Annotated in this window: 15 protein-coding genes; 11 read left to right on the top strand and 4 right to left on the bottom strand. The window is 60.6% G+C overall.

Going from position 1 to position 22,291, the window contains the following annotated elements:
* Positions 1–2 precede the first annotated feature (2 nt).
* Entirely contained in the window at positions 3–1,382 is a 1,380-nt protein-coding gene (gene xseA / locus AB4O12_RS16060; RefSeq protein WP_252868232.1) for an exodeoxyribonuclease VII large subunit, read from the bottom strand.
* 219 nt (positions 1,383–1,601) lie between these two features.
* Between xseA and AB4O12_RS16055 the strand changes: the two genes are divergently transcribed.
* The 4 genes from AB4O12_RS16055 (at position 1,602) to guaA (ending at position 6,314) form a co-directional block, all read left to right on the top strand.
* Positions 1,602–2,369 (top strand): sulfite exporter TauE/SafE family protein, encoded by a 768-nt coding sequence (locus AB4O12_RS16055; RefSeq protein WP_095181712.1) that lies wholly within the window; start codon positions 1,602–1,604, stop codon positions 2,367–2,369.
* 163 nt (positions 2,370–2,532) lie between these two features.
* Entirely contained in the window at positions 2,533–3,081 is a 549-nt protein-coding gene (locus AB4O12_RS16050; protein WP_041479923.1) for a sugar ABC transporter ATPase, read from the top strand.
* Between the two features lie 105 nt (positions 3,082–3,186).
* Positions 3,187–4,656, top strand: a complete 1,470-nt coding sequence (gene guaB, locus AB4O12_RS16045; RefSeq protein ID WP_016773343.1) for an IMP dehydrogenase — start codon at positions 3,187–3,189, stop codon at positions 4,654–4,656.
* Between the two features lie 80 nt (positions 4,657–4,736).
* Positions 4,737–6,314, top strand: coding sequence for a glutamine-hydrolyzing GMP synthase (guaA, locus tag AB4O12_RS16040; protein WP_016773344.1), 1,578 nt, complete (start codon positions 4,737–4,739; stop codon positions 6,312–6,314).
* Positions 6,315–6,391: 77 nt separating this feature from the next.
* On the opposite strand, the gene AB4O12_RS16035 is transcribed toward guaA, so the two are convergent.
* From AB4O12_RS16035 to treR, 3 genes are all read right to left on the bottom strand, one after another.
* The gene (locus tag AB4O12_RS16035; protein ID WP_460059075.1) at positions 6,392–9,520 is read right to left on the bottom strand and encodes a membrane-targeted effector domain-containing toxin; all 3,129 of its coding nucleotides are present in this window, start codon (positions 9,518–9,520) and stop codon (positions 6,392–6,394) included.
* A gap of 116 nt (positions 9,521–9,636) precedes the next feature.
* Complete coding sequence (locus AB4O12_RS16030) at positions 9,637–11,847, bottom strand: TerD family protein (protein ID WP_460062474.1); 2,211 nt, start codon at positions 11,845–11,847, stop codon at positions 9,637–9,639.
* A gap of 83 nt (positions 11,848–11,930) precedes the next feature.
* Positions 11,931–12,635: a trehalose operon repressor gene (gene treR / locus AB4O12_RS16025; RefSeq protein ID WP_310218213.1), complete on the bottom strand. Its 705-nt coding sequence runs from the start codon at positions 12,633–12,635 to the stop codon at positions 11,931–11,933.
* A 235-nt stretch (positions 12,636–12,870) separates the two neighbouring features.
* On the opposite strand from treR, the gene treP reads away from it, so the two are divergent.
* From treP to tadA, 7 genes are all read left to right on the top strand, one after another.
* Complete coding sequence (gene treP, locus AB4O12_RS16020; protein ID WP_095181714.1) at positions 12,871–14,313, top strand: PTS system trehalose-specific EIIBC component; 1,443 nt, start codon at positions 12,871–12,873, stop codon at positions 14,311–14,313.
* 118 nt (positions 14,314–14,431) lie between these two features.
* On the top strand, positions 14,432–16,078 hold the full coding sequence (gene treC, locus AB4O12_RS16015) for an alpha,alpha-phosphotrehalase (protein WP_056790136.1): 1,647 nt from the start codon (positions 14,432–14,434) through the stop codon (positions 16,076–16,078).
* Positions 16,079–16,185: 107 nt separating this feature from the next.
* Positions 16,186–17,409 carry a maltoporin gene (locus tag AB4O12_RS16010; RefSeq protein WP_375122626.1) on the top strand — a complete coding sequence of 408 codons (1,224 nt, stop codon included), beginning with the start codon at positions 16,186–16,188 and terminating at the stop codon, positions 17,407–17,409.
* 50 nt (positions 17,410–17,459) lie between these two features.
* Positions 17,460–19,988, top strand: a complete 2,529-nt coding sequence (ptsP, locus tag AB4O12_RS16005) for a phosphoenolpyruvate--protein phosphotransferase (protein WP_460059072.1) — start codon at positions 17,460–17,462, stop codon at positions 19,986–19,988.
* A 2-nt stretch (positions 19,989–19,990) separates the two neighbouring features.
* Positions 19,991–20,281: a PTS transporter subunit EIIB gene (locus AB4O12_RS16000; RefSeq protein WP_095181718.1), complete on the top strand. Its 291-nt coding sequence runs from the start codon at positions 19,991–19,993 to the stop codon at positions 20,279–20,281.
* A gap of 117 nt (positions 20,282–20,398) precedes the next feature.
* Positions 20,399–21,775, top strand: coding sequence for a multicopper oxidase family protein (locus AB4O12_RS15995; RefSeq protein ID WP_041479914.1), 1,377 nt, complete (start codon positions 20,399–20,401; stop codon positions 21,773–21,775).
* Complete coding sequence (gene tadA / locus AB4O12_RS15990) at positions 21,775–22,275, top strand: tRNA adenosine(34) deaminase TadA (RefSeq protein WP_375122623.1); 501 nt, start codon at positions 21,775–21,777, stop codon at positions 22,273–22,275. Before AB4O12_RS15995 ends, tadA begins: the two co-directional genes overlap by 1 nt.
* The last annotated feature ends 16 nt before the right edge of the window (positions 22,276–22,291 follow it).

Below are 22,291 nucleotides of genomic sequence, written 5' to 3'. Positions count from 1 at the left end.
GATCAGTCCAGTAAAGAGAGGGTGACGGGCGTCAGGTGATTGTCCTCGACGCGCACTTGCAGTTCGCCTTCGCCGAGTTTGGCTTTCAGGCGCTGGCCGGTGTGGGTCTGCGCAGCGTTGCGGATCGCGTGGCCACGCTCGTCGAGCAGGATGCTGTAACCGCGACCGAGGGTCGCCAATGGACTGACCACATGCAGGGTCTGCATCTGACTGTGCAATAGCTGACGACGCTGTTTCAGACCATCGCGCATGGCTCGGGGCAAACGTTCGGCGAGGCTGTCGAGGCGCTGACGAAGCATCGCCAATTGGCGTCCCGGATGTTGCCCGGCGAGACGCGTTTCCAGACGGATCAGGCGCTCTCGACGCGTATTGAGGCTGCGCTCGAATGCGCGGCGCATGCGCATGTCCAGATCATCCAGACGCTGAGCCTGCTGGCGCAGACGTTCGCCGGGATGGCGCAGGCGACGGGCCATGCCTTCGAGGCGCAGACGATCACGCATCAAGCGGTCACGCATGCGCATCACCAGACGCCGGTGCAGGCTCTCGACCTGACGGATCAGATGGCTGGAATCCGGGGCGAGCAGTTCGGCGGCGGCCGAGGGCGTCGGTGCGCGGACGTCGGCGACAAAATCGCTGATCGAAACATCGGTTTCATGGCCGACGGCGCTGACTATCGGTGTGACACAGGCATCGACCGCGCGCGCCACCGCTTCCTCGTTGAAGCACCAGAGGTCTTCCAGCGAGCCGCCGCCACGGGCCAGGATCAGCGCGTCGAAGCCACGGGTATCGGCCATTTTCAGCGCGCGGACAATCTGCGCGGTGGCCTCGCGGCCCTGCACAGCGGTTGGAATCAGGGTCAGTTGCACCTGCGGCGCACGGCGGCGGAATACGCTGATGATGTCGCGAATCACCGCGCCGGTCGGCGAACTGATGATGCCGATGCGCTGTGGATGCGCGGGCAGCGGCACTTTGCGTTCGGCACTGAACAGGCCTTCGGCGCTGAGCTTTTCCTTCAGCGCATCGAAGGCCAGACGCAGCGCGCCGTCACCGGCCGGCTCCACGGTGTCGAGGATCAGCTGATAGTCGCCACGGCCTTCGAACAGCGAAACCTTGCCGCGCACCTTGACCGCCAGACCATCCTTCAACGCCTGACGTACGCGCGCGGCGTTCTGCCGGAACAGCGCGCAACGCACCTGCGCGCCGCTGTCCTTGAGGGTGAAATAGACGTGGCCGGACGCCGGGCGCGCGAGGTTGGAGATTTCGCCCTCGACCCAGATGTTGCTGAACACGTCTTCAAGCAACACCCGCGCGCGGCCGTTGAGCTGGCTGACGGTCAGGACTTCACGGTCCAGGCCAAGTCTTGCAAAGGGATCTTTAATCATGGGGCGCAGTTTAAAGGCATTTGCCCGCCAATCACCATGACGCCGCACAAAACCCTGTGGGAGCGAGCCTGCTCGCGAAAGCATTGTGTCAGCGGACAACAACGGGAATGACACTCCGCCTTCGCGAGCAGGCTCGCTCCCACATGGGATCAATTTGATATCTGGTCGTGCTGCCCGCTACTGGCTACAGTCAGCGCGGTCTTATAAAGGATGCGGACGATGAGCGTGATGGAGCTGTTGGGGGCGTGGTCGTGGGGCGCTGGCGGTTGGGCGGTCATCGGGTTGGCCATTGCCCTGGCCTACATCGTCTTCGGCATCGCCGGTTTCGGCACGGCGCTGGTCGCGGGGCCGATGCTGATTCTGTTCATGCCGCTATCGAAAATCGTGCCGCTGCTGGTGCTGCTGGATTTCGTCGCGGCATTCGGCAATCTGCTGCCCTCGCGGCGCGACGTCGCCAAGCCGGAATTGCTCAGGCTGCTGCCGTGCATGGCGATCGGCTGCACGTTGGGGGTGATCTTCCTGCTGAATCTGAAATCCGATCTGTTGCTGTTGTTGATGGGGCTGTTCATCAGCGCCTATGCGGTTTACAGCCTGTGGGTCAAAGCGCGGCCGGCACAGTTGTCAGCGGCGTGGGCGGTGCCGATGGGCACGGTGGGTGGGTTGTTCGGCGCGTTGTTTGGCAGTGGCGGCTTTCTTTACGCGATCTATCTGAACAGCCGCCTGCCCAAGGAAGCGGCGCGGGCCACGCAAAGTGCGTTGATCAGTTGCAGCACCGTGGTGCGCTTGAGTCTGTTTGTCATCGCCGGTGTGTATGCCGAGCTACCCTTGTTGATGCTGGCGCTGTGTCTGTTGCCGGCCATGGCGCTGGGCTTGTGGATCGGCCGGCGGCTTACCATGAGATTGTCGCGCGAAGCGTTTGTGCGGCTGGTGACGTGGCTGGTGCTGGCCAGCGGGATCGCGTTGATGGTGCGCTATTTCAGCACTTGACCGGATTTCTTCAGGGATTAAGCTGCCGGCCGCAGTTCCTTGTGGGAGCGAGCCTGCTCGCGAATGCGGTGGGTCAGCAACAAAAATGCAGCCTGACACTGCGCTTTCGCGAGCAGGCTCGCTCCCACATTGGAAATCTTAAATACTGGCAGCAGGCTCCACCATGAACTCGCAAAGCATTATCGTCCCGAAAATCTCCACCCTGCCGGTGCACGAGCCCCGGGCGCGGGCGATCGTGCGCTGGCTGGTGCGCAAGAATATCATCGAAGAACAGCTGACTACCTGCGGCCGCACCGGCAACCGTATGGCCCACGCCATCGCTGATGGGGCTCGCGCCGTGGTGCTGCACCCGCAAGCGCTGCCGTTCGGCGAGCCGGTCAATGGCCTGGAGATCGTCACCAAACGCTGCATCTACACCCCGGCCAAGGGCTTTCTCGAAGAGGCGGGTTGCGCCGAATGTCGCCGCGAAGTGGGTGAGGCGCTGTTCGAGAGTCTTGAAGACTGGTTTCCAGGCCGCACCGACAATTTCACCTGCCCCGAATGCGGGCATGAGGACGACATCAACGGCTTTCTGTTTTTGCAGGAATGCGCGTTTTCCAACCTCGGCTTCATTTTCAACAATTGGCTGGAGGCGGGGTTCAAGCAGAGCTTTATCGACGAGTTCGCCGATTGGCTCGATCAACCTGTCTCTTGGGTCAAGGTGGAGCTGTAGGGCCGGGCTTTTCCATCTATCAATTAGGCTGAGTTTTACATTGAACAGCAGGGGGTGTCTGACTATAATGGCGCGCTTCCATTTTCCCGCTCGGGAGCCCCCGCGATGCTGCGTATCAGCCAAGAAGCTCTGACATTCGACGACATTCTCCTAGTGCCCGGTTATTCCGAGGTACTTCCCAACGAAGTCAGTCTCAAGACCCGTCTTACCCGTGGCATCGAACTGAATATTCCTCTGGTTTCTGCCGCCATGGACACCGTTACTGAAGCCCGTCTGGCAATCGCCATGGCTCAGGAAGGTGGCATCGGCATTATCCACAAGAACATGACCATCGAGCAGCAAGCTGCCGAAGTGCGCAAGGTCAAGAAGTTCGAAGCCGGTGTGGTCAAGGATCCCATCACCATCGAGGCCGATGCCACGGTGCGTGATCTGTTCGAACTGACCCGTCTGCACAATATCTCCGGCGTTCCGGTCCTGCACGATGGCGACCTGGTCGGCATCGTCACCTCCCGCGACGTACGTTTCGAAAACCGTCTGGAAGCCACTGTCCGCGAAGTGATGACGCCTAAAGAGCGTCTGGTCACGGTCAAGGAAGGCGCCGACAAGAACGACGTACGCGAACTGCTGCACAAGCACCGCATCGAGCGCGTGCTGATCGTCGACGACAAATTCGCCCTCAAAGGCATGATGACCGTCAACGACATCGAAAAAGCCAAAGCCTACCCGCTGGCCAGCAAGGACGATCAAGGTCGTCTGCGCGTTGGCGCTGCGGTCGGCACCGGTAAAGACACCGGTGATCGCGTGACTGCACTGGTCAATGCCGGCGTGGACGTGGTGGTGGTCGACACCGCACACGGTCACTCCAAAGGCGTGATCGACCGCGTACGCTGGGTCAAAGAGAACTTCCCTGAAGTGCAGGTGATCGGCGGCAACATCGCCACCGGCGCTGCCGCCAAGGCCCTGGCCGAAGCCGGCGCCGACGCAGTCAAGGTCGGTATCGGCCCCGGCTCGATCTGCACCACCCGTATCGTCGCCGGTGTCGGCGTACCGCAAATCAGTGCCATCGCCAACGTCGCCGCTGCCCTTGAAGGCACTGGCGTACCGTTGATCGCCGACGGCGGTATCCGTTTCTCCGGTGACCTGTCCAAGGCCATCGTGGCCGGTGCGTCCTGCGTGATGATGGGCTCGATGTTCGCCGGTACCGAAGAGGCCCCGGGCGAGATCGAACTGTTCCAGGGCCGTTCGTACAAGGCTTATCGCGGCATGGGTTCGCTGGGCGCCATGTCCCAGGCTCAAGGTTCGTCCGACCGTTACTTCCAGGACTCCTCGGCAGGCGCCGAGAAACTGGTTCCGGAAGGCATCGAAGGCCGTGTGCCGTACAAAGGCACCCTGAGCGCGATCATTCACCAGTTGATGGGCGGTCTGCGTTCCTCGATGGGTTACACCGGCAGCGCCAACATCGAAGAAATGCGTACCAAACCCGAGTTCGTGCGGATCACCGGTGCCGGCATGGCCGAGTCCCACGTTCACGACGTGCAGATCACCAAGGAAGCGCCAAACTACCGCGTAGGTTGAGGCTTCCAGCAAAACGTTAAATCACCGGGGCTGTTCATTCAGCCCCGAGTTGTTTCTGATTCACTACATGAGAATGAGTCATGGCCCTCGACATTCACGCTCACCGCATCCTGATCCTCGACTTCGGTTCGCAATACACCCAGCTGATTGCCCGCCGCGTGCGCGAGATCGGCGTGTACTGCGAACTGCACCCGTTCGACATGGACGAAGATGCGATCCGCGAATTCGCCCCTAAAGGCGTCATCCTCGCCGGCGGCCCCGAGTCCGTGCACGAAGCCAACAGCCCGCGCTGCCCGCAGGCGGTGTTCGACCTCGGCGTTCCGGTGTTCGGCATCTGCTACGGCATGCAGACCATGGCCGAGCAACTGGGCGGCAAGGTTGAAGGTTCCGAACTGCGTGAGTTCGGTTACGCCCGCGTTGACGTGGTCGGCAAGAGCCGCCTGCTCGACGGCATCGAAGACCACATCGATGCCGACGGCCTGTTCGGCCTCGACGTGTGGATGAGCCACGGTGACAAAGTCACAAAGATGCCGGAAGACTTCCACATCCTCGCCAGCACCCCGAGCTGCCCGATCGCCGGTATGTTCAACGACGACCGCGCTTACTATGGCGTGCAGTTCCACCCGGAAGTGACCCACACCAAGCAGGGCGGGCGCATCCTCTCGCGCTTCGTCCTCGACATCTGCGGTTGTGAAGCCCTGTGGACGCCGTCGAAGATCGCTGAAGACGCCATCGCCAACATCCGCGCCCAGGTCGGCACCGACAACGTGCTGCTGGGTCTGTCCGGCGGCGTTGACTCCTCGGTGGTTGCCGCGCTGTTGCACAAGGCCATCGGCGATCAGCTGACCTGCGTTTTCGTCGACAACGGCTTGCTGCGTCTGCACGAAGGCGAGCAAGTGATGGCCATGTTCGCCGAGAACATGGGCGTCAAGGTGATCCGCGCCAACGCTGAGGAGCAGTTCCTCAACAACCTGGCCGGCGAAGCCGACCCGGAAAAGAAGCGCAAGATCATCGGCCGTACCTTCATCGACGTGTTCGATGCCGAATCCTGCAAGCTGGACAACATCAAGTACCTGGCTCAGGGCACCATCTACCCGGACGTGATCGAGTCGGCTGGCGCGAAAAGCGGCAAGGCCCACGTGATCAAGTCGCACCACAACGTGGGCGGCCTGCCGGAAGAGATGAACCTGAAACTGGTCGAGCCACTGCGCGAACTGTTCAAGGATGAAGTGCGTCGTCTGGGCCTGGAACTGGGCCTGCCGTACGACATGGTCTACCGTCACCCGTTCCCGGGCCCGGGCCTGGGCGTGCGCATCCTCGGTGAAGTGAAAAAGGAATACGCCGACCTGCTGCGTCGCGCCGACCACATCTTCATCGAAGAACTGCGCAAGGCCGATTGGTATCACAAGGTCAGCCAGGCGTTCGTAGTGTTCCAGCCTGTCAAATCGGTCGGCGTGGTCGGCGACGGCCGTCGTTACGCCTGGGTCGTTGCCCTGCGTGCCGTAGAAACCATCGACTTCATGACCGCACGTTGGGCGCACCTGCCTTACGAACTGCTGGAAACTGTCAGCGGCCGCATCATCAATGAAATCGAAGGCATTTCGCGCGTCACTTACGACGTGTCGAGCAAGCCGCCGGCGACGATTGAGTGGGAATGATCCTGCTGCGGTTCGAATAACGAAAAACCCTTGGCGTGAAGCCAAGGGTTTTTTCGTTTCAGAGCCCTGATAACTGATCAGGCGGGTAAACGACTTTGCAGGGTCATGCCGAGCTCGATCAGGCGCTCGGCTACTGCGGCGATGTCGCGGAAGACCATGCCGGTGATGCGACGCATCGACTGGTCCCAGATATAAAACCGGCCATCTGCGGTGCAATGCACCCTTGTTTGCACGATGTTGCTGGCGCTGTTGCGCCGCACGAGTGTGTATGTGCTTGGTTCTGTTTTCCGTATCACGAACATGCCATTGCGAGGCAGAAGCTTTTCCAGCGTTGCATCATTCCATGGCGGCACGGGGGCCTTGACCTGCAATCGCAGGTCAGCGAACAGAGGGTCGAAGGCGCTGTTTGTCGTCGCCCCGTTGTAAAACGGGCCGCGAGCGACTTCCACTCCCGGGTCGATCCTGAGGTCGGCCACCTCGTCGGGCCAGACTTCTTCGATGCGCAAACCGATGCCGCCGCGGAGTTCGCTTATGCCTGCCAGATCTCTGAAGGTATTGGTATTCGTGGCATCGACCAGAGCCACCCACTTGCCGGGTCTGTTGAGGAGCTTGTCACGCTCCATGATCTGCGTTGCGAGGCGCGCCTTGATCATCTGCTCTTCGATCGACGTGAGCGGGACTTTCAGCGTGCAGGTTTCTGCTGCATCCAGTCCATGAACCCGGACGCCATTGGCTTGGGCAGCCCGGATCAATTCGAGCATGTTGAACCGGTTCTCAGGGTCGGTACCCAGGCTGGACAAATAGGTACTGAGGTCCTCTGACATGTCTCCCGACAGGTAGAAATGGTTGAGGTCATCCTGGGCGAAATCACTCAGCAACCCACGCACGTAGAGCGTTTTGATATGCCGCGCGAACTTGGGCATGTTCTCGATCATGAAACGCGTGCTGGCGATGCGATCGAGGGTTTCACCGACGGCCAGTCCATCGGTACTGGCAAAGATGAGATCAATCAACTCATTGATCTCCATCTGCGGACTGACGGGCGGAATGACCGGGCGCTGGGGCAGGTTGATCCATTTCAACTCCCGATAGAATGCTTCGGCGTCGTTCAGCAGAGCCGTGCGTTGTTCTCCGAAATGGGCCACGTAGCGGTCGGTCGCCAGCAGATAGCGGCGCCCGGCGCTTGTGGTCTCGGCGGAGGCGTTGGGCAAGTTCATTGCCCATCTTCTCATTCCGGGTATTTCCGTCTCTGAGATACCCTTGAGCTTCGTAACCGGGCGTAGCGGACACGGAACGCCTGGAAGCGGTTCGACGCGTGGCAGGTCCACCGACGGTGTTGCCTCGGTTGAGCTCACATCAGTCTCCGGCAAACATGCCTTGCCCACGCATTGACCGCCTCCGCGCAGCCGCAGCGCTGGCATGCGCTCCCACTTGCCGGCGCTTCCCAGGCGGACCGGCAACGAATAAGCGAACTGATTGGGGCGCTCGGGATTGATGATTGCCCAGTTGCCACTGTCCTGCGAGTCGGCGAAGTAGCGCACGTAATAGGCGGCGCCATCCATTTCGATGGCATGACCGGGTTCTTTGTCGAGGCGGTAGATGCCTTCGTATTTCCCCGGCGTCGCCTCTACAGCGTGTTGCGCAAGTAACTCGTTGCATCGATAGCTGGCCGGTACTTGCGCAAAAGTCGAACCTTGCCGCGGAGCAGGCGTAATCAATGGCTCAGTGACATCGACGAATGCCTTTTCGCCGGGGATCTCGTTTGCCAACTCGCTGGCAGTTTCGTTGGACGACCTGACGGGCGGGGGATCCAGAGGCGGCAATAACCGTGAGTCAGCCGAAGTAAGTTCGATCAGCCCGCGCATCTCTTCAGCCTCGGCATACTCGACCTGTGGCCCAACTTCCAACTGCGCGCCAGTGCCAATCAGGAACGGAATATTGAATACGGTTTCGATCGCGCTGAGCACCGCACCGATAACCCCGGCTCTACGTTCGGTCGCCGTAATGCCGTTGATCGCCTGATCGATGTTCAGCCCCGTGTTGACGACGCCCGCCCCAATCAACGGCAAAGCTGCAGGCCAGCCCACGGCCGCCATCGGGCCGAACACTTTCAGCCCGGCGCTCAGATAGCCGGTCCAGAGTTTCTTGCGCAGGTCACTGTTGGACGTGAGCACCAGATGCGCCTCGGCAACCATGCCCGTGCGGGTCGACTCGCTTAACCACGTGAAGGCGTCACCGCTGATCGCAACGTTGCTGCGGTTGATCATTCGATGATCGCTGTGGCCCCAGGTGCTCACCAAACGGTTCATCAGATCAGTGAGGTTCTCGGTGATGTGATTGCTGTCAGCCAGCGAGAAGTGCTTGAGAAACAAAGAGCGTTTCTGCTCTGAATTCATCTGCTCAAGCAGCCACCAGTGCAGATCCGCGGCAGTGTCCATCAGCCGAAAGGCCTGGGCCTGTCCCGGCAGGTAAAGGGTCTGCCGGCCACTGTCTTCGACCAGACGCAGCACGTTGGTGGCGACGTGACCGTCCAGATCCAGCGTGCGCACTTGCGCGCCGACCGGGTACGTCGATCGGAGCATATGCAGGGTTACCGGCCAGGTAACGGGGCCGATCAACGAGGTGACGATGCGTTGAAAGTCATTGCCGTCAACGTCCCCCTGTTGCAGCGCCTGCACCGCCTGACTGAGAAAATTGCACTTGGCCATGGCGCGGAAATCGTCCGACGAGGTTTGCCAGAATTTGGTCAATTGACCGCTGTAACGCGTGCTGAAATCAACGGCCCAGAATGACTTCAGCACATCGCTGCCAAGCAGTCGCACTTCGTTGCTCTGATTGAAATTCTCCGCGCCCGGGCCATCCGAGTAGAAGCCGCAGTAAAGGCCCAGCAAATCTGCGTTGTCTTGGTCGGTGGCGCGAAATCGATGGACGACCAGTTGCGTGAGGGTGAGCGTTTCATAAGGCTTTTCGAGCAAGTGCTCCCAACCGGTAAAGGTCAGCGTGCTGCTTTGCGCCGTTTTGAAACGATGGAAATAAACCTGGTCGGGATCAAGGCCAGATAGGCCCTTGGCGGTCAGCAGTTCGATCGCGACTAGCCGGGCCTCATCCAGCAGGCTTGGGCAGTTCTGCACAATGGTAGTGGCGATGGCTTTGAGGGCGGTTTTGTCCGCTGCGTTTGGCAGCAGACGACGTTCGGCAGTGGTCATTCGGGTGTTCATCCTTGAGACACAAAGGCAGAAGATGGCCCATGCGCTCAAGGGGAGGGTGTTAGCCGGTTATCGCGTGTTGTCCTTTTGAAAGTGAGCCAATGCCTTCGCAGATATCAAAGATATTCAGACCGAATAAGATCCGTATCGAACGGAGTCAGCCCTTGTTCAGGTGCGAACACCCTCTGCGCCTGCTCTGCAGAGGCCACTCGTTCGCCTCGTGCTCGCACGTGTAAATCGAAAAGCGTGTGCAGGTCCGGCCTTGGTGTATGCACCAGGGCGCGCAGCATCAACGAAACTCCGCTGAGGTTGTTGTCGACGTTGTTCCAGCGGGGCGATGAAGTCAGCCCCAGATCGGCCCAGATCATGCGACGTTCCACCAGGTCCATCACGAATGGGAGGCAGATACTCGTGTCGGAGGCGATATCGATGCGGTCGACTACGGTGCGCGGCTCGAACACTTCGCCAGATGCCGTATCGGCGCGGGCCATCCAGCCCGCGAAGCATTCAGGAAGGTCACAATATGGCTGCCAGGTAAATGAGTTGAGGGACGTGACGAGATAGCGGACGCCCTTTTTGACGAGAGCATCAAGGTCGAGGTCGATGAACTCGGAAGCGCCATTAGGCGCGTCGACGATGTCGCCGCTGTGGTAACCGCCATAACCTTTGAGGTTGTAATAGGCGACCGCTTCCTTGAAGACGAAGTCGCTGTCGAAGAAGGCGGCGGACAAGTCGATGTCCGTGCGGTCACGACCGTTCTTCCACCACAGGAATAGGCGAATGAATCGCGTATCGGGCATTGGCAAGCGACTGCCGCGTACAAGTGTTCGCAGTGACTTCGCTGCGGCGCGCTGTGCCAATGGCACCCGGTATTCGCGCAATGCCGGATCGACAAAGCAGCGGCCCAGCGGTGGCAGCGACGCGAAACGTGCGATCAGGGCGTTCTCGCAAATCTGTGCGGCACGTGCCAATACCTGCGGTGCGATCGACTCTCGACGATCAGCAGTGCCGAAGACTTTCGCCAGCGCTCCTTTAGGTGTGAACGCTCGCAAGGGCAGGGGGCGCGGGGCATTTACCTGGGCCAGTAATTGCAGCAGCACAGGTGAGGACACTTGCGCCGCGACAGCCGCAAAGGCGTCGAGCACCGCGTCCGGTTCTGTGGCACGCCGTAACATCACGTTCAGACGGCGCGCGAATTCTCCGGGACGATCCTGCAGCACCGACGTAAGCGCGGCGATCTGGCGTTGGGCAAGCATGGTTTCGACACGCGACCCGAACGAGGCCGGCGGATCATTGCGTCGCGCTGCGGTGATGGCCGCAAATGCTCGCGGATACTTCTCAGCGTAATCGCCTGGATGCAGGACTTCGGCCAGACGTTTCCAGCGTTCGGCCTGGCGCATCACATCCTCGGTAGCGTTGGGCATGCGGTCGAGCAGGCGCAACAGCTTGCGACGCATCGAACGTTTCATTTTGCTAAAGCGCGTCAACGCTGTCGCCAGCGACACGTCTCCACCATGCAGTGCGATCGCCACGCGCAGCACGTCCGTCGCCGTTTCGACATTTTGCTCAAGGAAAGCCTCAACCTGTGCATCGTCGCCGATATGCAGGATTAGCGCGCCGCCAACGAGCGCGCGAATCTCGCGAAACGGAACGGTCTCGGGCAGTAGACGGAACACACCGCTTTTGTACGTTCGGATAAACCAGCTGACATCCGCAGCTTCCTCTTCGGACAGCGAGGTGCGCGATGAGACCAGCGGCTCGAGCAATGCCTCGAACTCGCTGACACTTCCCGGTTCGATGACCCAATGGATGAAGTTGCCTTCAAGCATGGCTGGCCGAACCTGTTCGCTGGGTGGCAGGCGCCGAAGTGTGTGGTAGTGAATGACGGCGTTGAGATACAACTCCGCCTCTGTCGCTTCGAGGACTTGATTGGGGAAGTCAGGATAAAACGGTCGGTGATGTACATGAGCACCGCTGAGACGGCGCAGGACTCGAATGACTTCACGCAGCCAGTTCTTGAGTTCTACCGCAGAGAGCATGCCGATTCGCTCGATCAGCGGTTCAGAGAGTACATATCGAAACGCCGCGACTTCTTTGACCGCTGATGCGACCTGCGCGCGCGTGGCTCCGCCAGAGCCGGCAGGGACGTGAAGTTTTGTACGGCGCCGCAGGAACAGCTCCTGATTGATCATGATTTCTTCCTTGGTCGCCGTTTCCAGTGAGCTGATGCTCACCTGTGCAATCGATACGAAAACGCCTGCAATAAGCAGGCGCGGTGTGGAGAGCGGAACCCCTAGTTCATGGAGGATAGAAGGAAGGTGTTCCATAGCCACGGCGGCATACTATCGGAGGTCATCGCGGCTTGTCAGCCAATCACATATTTTGAAATGGGCTCGCCTGTTGGCGAACGTCAGCGCCGCGCCACATCGGAAAAATAGAACTTGTCCAGCGTATGCCGCGATTCGGTGTACTCGAACTGGCGGCCGTCCTGCAGGAAGGTCTGGTTGCTGACCACGATGACATGGCTCTGGCCGTCGAGGTCCAGATGGTGGTGGTCGTCCTTGCTGCACGGCATGGCTTCGATGGTGCGCTGGGCGTAGGCGATCTGCAGTTGCAGGGTCTGTTCGATGTGGGCGTAGATCGAATGTTCGGCGATGTCTGCAGACAGGTCGGGAATCACCTCGCTGACGAAGTGGTTGATGTCGAGGATGACGCGTTTGCCGTCGATGCGCCGCACCCGTTTGATCCGGGTGATCGGGCTGCCGGGCTCGGCATTGATGTGTTCGAGCAGCGCACCTTCCAGCGGCACCTGACACATCTCGACCACTTCGGTGCTGACGTCGTTGCCCAGTCGCGGGTGGGTCTCCTGGAAACTGACGATGCCGCCGAGCTGGAATTCGATCGGGTTGGTCGCCAGCACGAACGCGCCTTTGCCGTGAATCTTCTGAGCGAAACCGCGTTCCTGCAACTGGTCGATGGCCTTGCGTACCGTGCCACGGCTGGCCTGATAGGTGTCCATCAGCTCGGTTTCGGAAGGCAGCCGGGCGCCGCGCTCCAGGCGCTGCGTGGTGATGCTGGCAAGCAAATCGCTGTAGATCTGGTTGTATTTGCTCATGGCTGGACTCTGTGCCGACGGTACTCAAAACCCCGAACCTTAAGGGCAGGGTAGGGGTTTGTCCATGCGGACGAAGGAAAACATCTTAGGTCGGAGTAGGAAGAATCCGCATTTTTCTGACGTTCATCCACGGACGCAAACTCGTACAGACGAGTTGTTGCATTAACTCGTACAGACGAGTATTTTTCCTCTCGGCGTGCTGCCAATAACAACAATCCACGACGGAAGAACAAGCATGAGCCATGACTACCCGAACATCGCCAAGGAGCTGCTGGAAAGCCTCGGTGGCCGCGACAACATCGAGCAGGCGGCGCATTGCGTGACGCGTTTGCGCCTGGCGCTGAAGAACCCCGCGCTGGTGAATGTGGCCGCGCTCAATGGCGTCGATCTGGTCAAGGGTTCGTTCTTCACCGGCGGCTTGTATCAAGTGGTCATCGGCCCGGGTGATGTTGAAAAGGTTTATGCCGAACTGCGCCAGCAGACGGGCCTGGCGGCATCGACCATCGCCGACGTTAAACAGAAAAGCGCCGAGAAGATAAACGCCATGCAGCGGCTGGTGCGGGTGTTTTCCGATGTGTTCATGCCGATCCTGCCGGCGCTGATCATTGCCGGCCTGTTGATGGGCATCAACAACCTGCTCGGTGCCAAGGGCATGTTCATCGAGGGCCAGACCCTGCTGGATGCCTATCCCAACCTCGACGGGTTGTGGAGTCTGATCAACCTGATGGCCAACACCTCGTTCGTGTTCCTGCCGGCGCTGGTGGGCTGGTCGGCGGCCAAGCGTTTCGGCGGCAGCGAAATCCTCGGCATTGTCCTCGGTCTGATGCTGGTACACCCGGACCTGCTCAATGCCTGGAATTACGGCAAGGCCGTGGCCGGGCTGGACGGGCAGCAACTGCCGTACTTCGACATCCTCGGCCTGTTCCAGGTGGAAAAGGTCGGCTACCAGGGGCAGATCCTGCCGATCCTGCTGGCGGCGTACGTGATGAGCGTCATCGAAAAATGGTTGCGGGCGCGAGTGCCCAACGCCGTGCAGTTGCTGGTGGTGCCGATCACCACCATCGTTGTCACCGGCGTGCTGGCGCTGGCAATCATCGGCCCGGTGACCCGGCATATCGGCATCTACATCACCGAAGGGCTGGTGATGCTGTTCGATCTGGCGCCGTTGGTGGGCGGTCTGATTTTCGGTTTGCTGTATGCGCCGCTGGTAATCACCGGCATGCACCACATGTTCCTCGCCGTGGATCTGCAACTGATCTCCAGCCAGGGCGGCACCTTCATCTGGCCGATGATCGTCATGTCCAATCTGGCGCAGGGCAGTGCGGCCCTGGCGGTGTTCTGGATGACGCGCAATGCGCGGGACAAGAGCATGGCCTCGACCTCGGCGATTTCTGCGTATTTCGGCATCACCGAGCCGGCGATGTTCGGTGTCAACCTGCGCTACAAGTTTCCGTTCTACGCCGCGCTGGCCGGTTCGGCGCTGGGCTGCATGTTCCTCTCGCTGAACAAGATCCAGGCCTCGGCCATTGGCGTTGGTGGCCTGCCCGGTTTCATCTCGATCATTCCGCAGTTCATCCCGATGTTCGTCATCGGGATGCTGATTGCCATGCTCGTGCCGTTTGCCCTGACCTGCGTGCTGAGCATGAAGATCATCCGCCCGGGTTACCGGGTTGCCTGAAATTGAACCGTAGGAGCTGCCGGAGGCTGCGATCTTTTGATCTTGCCTTTCAAAATCGAAAGATCGCAGCCTCCGGCAGCTCCTACAGAGATCGTAAAATTCAAGAGGGAAATCCGCCATGCAAGACTGGCAACGTTCGGTGATCTACCAGATCTACCCGAAGAGCTTTCACAGCCATGCCGGCAACGCCACCGGCGATCTGCTCGGCATCGTCGCCAAGCTTGATTACCTGCAATGGCTGGGAGTCGATTACCTGTGGATCACGCCGTTCCTGCGCTCGCCGCAGCGCGACAACGGCTACGACATCAGCGACTACTACGCGGTCGATCCGAGCTACGGCAGCATGGCCGACTGTGAACTGCTGATCGCCGAAGCGGGCAAACGCGGGATCAAGCTGATGCTCGACATCGTGGTCAACCACACCTCGATCGAGCATGTGTGGTTCCAGCAGGCGCGCAGCAGCCTCGACAACCCTTACCGCGACTTCTATATCTGGCGCGACCAGCCGAACAACTGGGAATCCAAGTTCGGCGGTTCGGCCTGGGAGTACGAAGCGCAGACCGGCCAGTACTATCTGCACCTGTTCGACCACACCCAGGCGGATCTCAATTGGGACAACCCCAAGGTCCGCGATGAAGTGTTCAAGATGATGCGCTTCTGGCGCGACAAGGGTGTGGGTGGTTTTCGTCTGGACGTGATCAACCTGATCTCGAAACCGGCGGACTTTCCCGAAGACGACAGCGATGGTCGGCGCTTCTACACCGACGGGCCGAACGTGCACACCTACTTGCAGCAGATGCACCGCGAAGTCTTCGAAGGGCATGAGCTGATCAATGTCGGCGAGATGTCCTCGACACGTCTGGAACACTGCATTCGTTACTCCAATCCGCAGTCGAAAGAACTGTCGATGACCTTCAACTTTCATCACCTGAAGGTCGATTACCCGAATCTGCAGAAATGGGTGCGCGCCGATTTCGATTTCCTCCAGCTCAAGCAGATTCTCTCCGACTGGCAGACCGGCATGCAGGCGGGTGGCGGCTGGAATGCGCTGTTCTGGTGTAACCACGATCAGCCACGCGTGGTCTCGCGGTTCGGCAATGACGGCGAGTACCGCGAGCTGTCGGCGAAGATGCTCGGCACTGCGCTGCACTTTCTGCAGGGCACGCCCTTCGTTTATCAGGGCGAAGAATTGGGAATGACCAATCCGGGGTTCGAGAGCATCGAGCAATACCGTGACGTCGAGACCCTGAATATCTTTCGCCTCAAGCGTGAAGCCGGGGCAAGCGACCTCGACAACATGGCAGCGATCATGCAGAAGTCCCGCGATAACGGGCGCACGCCGATGCACTGGCACGCCGGGCACAACGCCGGCTTCACCCGCAGCGAACCATGGATCGGTGTGCCGGCCAATGCCGCACAGATCAACGTCGCGCATCAACTGCACGACCCGGAATCGGTACTGCATCACTATCGGCGCCTGATCGCTTTGCGCCGCACTGAAGCGTTGATCTCCGATGGCATCTATCGCCAACTACTGCCGGAGCATCCACAGGTCTGGGCGTACCTGCGCGAGGGGACGGGAGAGCGCTTGTTAGTGGTGAACAATTTCTATGGCACCGCATGTGAGGTCGAGCTACCGGCGCTGATCGACGAAGCCCAGGAGCAGCGCCTGCTGATCAGCAACTACCCGGACTGCCCGCAACGCACGAGTTTGCTGCAGTTGCGACCTTACGAATCCTTCGTGCTGCACCTGACCGACCCCTGATTTTTTAACTGAATAACAACCTTTGAAAAAACACGCAGAACGCTGCGCGGGGGATTTGTGCGCGCTGAATTCCTGCAACCACACAATAAAAACAACGGGTGGCATATATGAGAGCAACCATAAATTACAGCCTGGCAGTCGCGGGGATTTGTCTGGCAATGCCCACGTCCTCACAGGCGCTGGAGTTCGGCGGCTATCTGCGCAGCGGTGTCGGTACTTCGGTCAACAGCAGCAGCCAGTCGTGTTTCCAGTTGCCCGGCGCGCAGACCAAATATCGCCTCGGTAACGAGTGCGAGCAGTACGGTGAGCTCGAGCTGCGCCAGGATCTGTACACCCTCGACGACGGCTCGGTGCTGAGCGTCGACGGCATGGCATCGCTGTACAACCGTTACGACCGCAGCCTGACGTTCAAGGAAGACAACGGCTCGATTCGTTTGCCGCAGGCTTACGCGCAATGGTCGGCGATGCCCGCGCTCAACGGCGGCTCGCTGTGGGCCGGTCGGCGCTACTACAAACGTAACGACATCCATATTTCCGATTTCTATTACTGGAACCAGAGCGCCACCGGTGCAGGCATTGAAGACGTGTTGCTCGGTGGCCTGAAATACAGCTACGCCTTTTCGCGCAAGGACAACCTTTACCAAAAGGATTACATCAACCGCCACGACTTCAACGTCGGCGGTTTCAACAGCAACCGCGGCGGAGAACTGGAGTTCGGCCTCAGCTACATCGACAAGCCCGACAGCCGCGACGCCCACCGTGGCTGGGCGATTACCACTCAGCACGTGCAGCAGGACTTTCTCGGCGGCAAGAACAAACTGGCGCTGCAATACGGCGAAGGGCCGGGCACCGGATTGGGCTATACCGGTAACGTCAGGCTTGATGACCGCAACAAGAGTTATCGGATCGTCGAGTTCTTCGACTGGCAACTGACGCCACGTTTTGGCGGACAATTCCAGGCGGTGTATCAGAAAGATATTCGTCAGGGCGGCGCCGATCAGAACTGGCTGTCACTCGGTGTGCGTCCGGCCTATGCACTGAGCGAGCAGTTCAAACTGGTGACCGAACTGGGTCACGATCAGGTCGAGGCGGCGGACGGCACGCGCAAGCTGAGCAAGTTCACCTTTGCACCGACCTGGTCACCGAAAGGCCCGGAATTCTGGGCGCGGCCCGAGGTGCGTCTGTATTACACCTATGCCAGCTGGAACCAGGCAGCCAAGCGTGCCGCCAACCTGTTGGCCAAAGGTTCGGCGCTGTCCGACACCGGCGTCTTCGGCAACGCACGGCACGGGGCCAATGTCGGGCTGCAGGTTGAATACTGGTGGAAATAAGCAAAGCGGCTGCGACCGCTCATTCAATCAATACACGCTCAGGTGATGTCATGGCCACACCCCAACAATTGCAGCTGCTGGCTCCTTTATCCGGCGTGCTGATGGCGCTGGACCAGGTGCCCGACCCGGTGTTTGCCGGGCGGATCATCGGCGACGGTTTGTGCATCGACCCGACTTCGTCAACGCTCTGCGCACCGCTTGCAGGTGTGGTCAGCGACGTGCAGGCCAGCGGGCATGCGCTCACCATCACCAGTGATGCGGGTGTTCAGGTGTTGATGCATATCGGCCTGGACACGGTGAATCTCGCCGGCGAAGGATTCACCCGCCGCGTTGACGCGGGGCAGCGGGTCGAAGCGGGGCAGGCGCTGATCGACTTCGATGCTGACTACATTGCCCTGCACGCGCGCAGTTTGTTGACCTTGATGCTGGTGGTCAGCGGCGAGCCGTTCGATTCACTCGTTGGCTCAACCGGGTTGGTCGAGGTGGGCCAGCCAGTGCTTGACGTCGTGGTCGGCGCAGCCGCCGGCGAACATCCTGCGCCGGTGCCGGGCGACGCGGTGTTCTCGCAGCCGATCCATCTGCCCAATCCCAATGGCCTGCACGCGCGGCCGGCGGCAGTATTCGCCCAAGCGGCCAAAGCATTTTCAGCGACCATCCATCTGCACAAGCTGCAAGCTCAAGCCAACGGCAAATCCCTGGTGGCGATCATGGCGTTGCAAACGGCTCATGGCGACAGTGTGCAGGTCAGCGCCGAAGGCGAAGATGCCGTAGCCGCCGTCGATGCGCTGACACGCTTGCTGAGCGAAGGCTGTGGCGAAGCGGTCAAAGCGCCCGCGCCGGTCGAAGTCGATGCAGCAGAAATGCCGAACATCCTGCGCGGTGTCTGCGCCTCGCCCGGTTCGGCGTTGGGGCAAGTCATGCAGATTGTCGAAGCGTCGCTCATGGTCAACGAGTTCGGCGCCGAGCCGCCAGTTGAACTGGAGGCGTTGAGCCAAGCACTGATCGAAGCCGACATGGCCCTGCAACATCTGCGCGACACCGCCAGCGGCCAGGCGCAGGCGGAGATCTTCAAGGCGCATCAGGAACTGCTCGCCGACCCGAGCCTGCTGGATCAGGCCGGGGCGCTGATCGACGCGGGCAACAGCGCGGCGTTTGCCTGGAAGACCAGCACCGACGCAACGGCGGCGATGTTTCGCTCGCTGGGCAATGCCTTACTGGCTGAGCGCGCGGCGGATCTGGATGATGTCGGCCAGCGCGTGCTGAAGCTGATCCTCGGTGTTCACGAGCAGACGCTGGAGTTGCCGGACGACACCATTCTGATCGCCGATCAGCTGACCCCGTCCCAGACCGCCGGGCTCGATACGCGCAAGGTGCTCGGGTTTGCCACCGTCGGCGGTGGCGCCACCAGCCATGTCGCGATCCTCGCGCGAGCCTGCGGTTTACCGGCGATCTGCGGCATGCCGGCGCAAATGCTCGGGCTCGGCAACGGCACGCGGGTGCTGCTCGATGCCGACAAAGGCGAATTGCAGTTGCACCCGGACGCCGAGTCCATTGATCAATTGCGCACGCGACATGAGCGCCAGCGCCAGCGTCATCAGCAGGAACTGGCTCAGGCCAGCGAGGCGGCCTGCACCCGTGACGGTCAGCACATCGAAGTCACCGCCAACGTTGCCTCGCAGCAAGAAACCGCCCAGGCCATGGAGCTGGGCGGGAATGGCGTGGGGCTGTTGCGTTCGGAATTTCTCTACCTGGGCCGTCAGCAGGCGCCGAGCCATGACGAACAGGTGGCCACTTATAGCGCCATCGCGCGCACCATCGGGCCGGCACACAATCTGGTGGTGCGCACCCTCGATGTCGGTGGCGACAAACCGCTGGCTTATGTGCCGATGGACAGCGAAACCAATCCTTTCCTTGGTTTGCGCGGCATTCGTCTGTGCCTTGAGCGACCGCAACTGTTGCGCGAGCAGTTCCGTGCAATCCTCGCCTGCTGTGAACTGACGCGTCTGCACATCATGTTGCCGATGGTCACGAATTTGGCCGAACTGCGTCTGGCGCGGCAGATTCTCGAGCAAGAAGCGCGGGTGCTGGGCCTGGCGCACCTGCCAAAGCTGGGAATCATGATCGAAGTGCCTGCCGCTGCGCTGATGGCCGATGTGCTGGCGCCGCACGTGGATTTTTTCTCCATCGGCACCAACGACCTCACCCAATACACCCTGGCCATGGACCGCGATCATCCGCGTCTGGCCAGTCAGGCGGACAGCTTTCATCCCTCGGTACTGCGCCTGATTGCCATGACGGTGAAGGCTGCGCATGCCCACGGCAAATGGGTCGGCGTCTGCGGCGCCATGGCGTCTGAACGCCTTGCCGTGCCGCTGCTGCTGGGGCTGGGTGTGGATGAGCTGTCGGTGAGCGTGCCGTTGATTCCGGCGATCAAGTCGGCGGTGCGCGAGGTGAATCTGGCCGACTGTCGAATCATCGCCGAACAGGTCTCGAACCTGGAAAGCGCCGCCGACGTGCGCGAAGCCTTGCAGCGGTTTCATGAGGCGAAAGTCGATGCCTCGCCGGTAATGGAGAATTGAACATGTTCGACAAATTGCAGCAGGCATTCTGGAAAGCACTGACACCGGATCTGGTCCCGGATGAGGTGAAAGCCGTCGCCGAACCGATTGCCGGCCTGAGCGCCGAGATTGTTGCGGCGCTGGGCGGTGTGGATAACCTCAAGTCGCAGCAACCGGTGGCGCTGACTCGGGTGCGCGTGGCGCTGCACGACGCGGCACGGGTCGACCGTCAGGCCCTGAGTGTGGCCGGTGTGGCGGGCGTCATGCCGCTTGAGGGCGGCGTGCTGCACCTGATTACCGGGCTGCGCGCATAAGGCCGACAAGACGTGCGGCCGCAGGTCGCCCTTACTGTTTCTCAACTGCGGGTGTATCGTATTCGCCTTTTGCAGGTCCCTCGGGATCTGTCGCTGATACGTGAGGTAGTTGAGTTCATGTCCTTTACCCGTCGCCAAATCCTCGGTGGCCTGGCCGGTCTTGTTGTCGTTGGCGTGGGCGCGGGAGGCGCGTCGCGTTACTGGCTGGGCAAGATGGCCGACGCCGAGGCCGGCCACGACTATGAACTGATCGCCGCGCCGCTCGATGTCGAACTGGTGCCGGGCCACAAGACCGAGGCCTGGGCGTTCGGCCCGTCGGCGCCGGGCACCGAATTGCGCGTGCGTCAGGGTGAATGGCTGCGTGTGCGTTTCATCAATCACTTGCCGGTGGCGACTACCATTCACTGGCACGGTATCCGCCTGCCGCTGGAAATGGACGGCGTGCCTTACGTGTCGCAACTGCCAGTGCTGCCGGGCGAATACTTCGACTACAAATTCCGAGTGCCGGACGCTGGCAGCTATTGGTATCACCCGCATGTCAGCAGCAGCGAAGAACTCGGACGTGGTCTGGTCGGGCCGCTGATCATCGAGGAACGCGAGCCGACCGGTTTCAAGTACGAGAAAACCCTGAGCCTGAAGAACTGGCATGTCGACGAGCAAGGTCAGTTCGTCGAATTCAGCATCCCCCGCGAAGCGGCCCGTGGCGGTACCGCCGGGCGCTTGTCGACGATCAATGGTGTGCCGCTGCCGGTGATTGATCTGCCGGCCGGGCAGGTCACCCGGGTGCGTCTGCTTAATCTCGACAACACCCTGACCTATCGCATCAACATCCCCGGTGTCGAAGCGAAGATCTACGCGCTGGATGGTAACCCGGTCGAGCCGCGCCCGTTGGGCAAGGAATACTGGCTCGGCCCCGGCATGCGCATTTGCCTGGCGATCAAGGCGCCGGCGGCCGGTGAAGAGTTGTCGCTGCGCAACGGTCCGGTGCGTCTGGGTACGCTGCGTTCAGTCGCCAACACCGATGCGCCGACGGACTGGCCGAAGGCCCTGCCGGCCAACCCGGTGGCCGAGCCGGATCTGGCCAATGCGGAGAAACTCAACTTCAATTTCGAATGGGTCGGCTCGGTCTCGGTGAACACCGAAAACGGCAAGCCGCCGAGCCTCTGGCAGATCAACGGCAAGGCCTGGGACATCACCGACAAGACCTGTGCTGACCGACCGATTGCCAGCCTGAAACTGGGCCAGAGCTATATTTTCGAATTGAAGAACATGACTCAGTACCAGCACCCGATCCACCTGCACGGCATGAGCTTCAAGGTGATCGCGTCGAACCGGCACAAAGTCGTGCCGTATTTCACCGACACATATCTGCTGGGCAAGAACGAGCGTGCGCAAGTGGCGCTGGTGGCGGATAACCCGGGGGTGTGGATGTTCCACTGCCATGTCATCGACCACATGGAAACCGGCCTGATGGCCGCGATCGAGGTGAAGTAATGCGCCAGATCCGCCCGGCGGCGATCATCGACCGCAGCCGCGACCGCGACTTCATGCGCGAAGCCCTGACCCTCGCCGCACAGGGCGCCGCCCTCGGTGAGGTGCCGGTGGGCGCGGTGCTGGTGCACGATGGCGTGATCATCGGTCGCGGCTTCAATTGCCCGATCAGCACCAGCGACCCGAGTGCCCACGCCGAAATGGTCGCGATCCGCGCCGCCGCGCAGGCAGTGGATAACTATCGCCTGCCGGGCAGCACGCTGTATGTGACGCTGGAGCCTTGCAGCATGTGCGCCGGGCTGATCGTGCATTCGCGGGTGGCGCGGGTGGTGTACGGCGCGCTGGAACCCAAGGCCGGGATTGTGCAAAGTCAGGGGCAGTTTTTTACCCAGGTTTTTTTGAATCACCGGGTGTTGTATGAGGGCGGGGTGCTGGCTGAAGAATGTGGTGCGGTGCTGACCGAGTTTTTCCGCGCCAGACGCACTAAAAGCCCCTCACCCTAACCCTCTCCCAGAGGGA

The sequence above is a fragment of the Pseudomonas sp. S2_A05 genome (assembly GCF_054668485.1).
The sequence above is the reverse complement of the archived record's forward strand: the minus strand, read 5'-3'. Positions and strand labels throughout refer to the sequence as shown.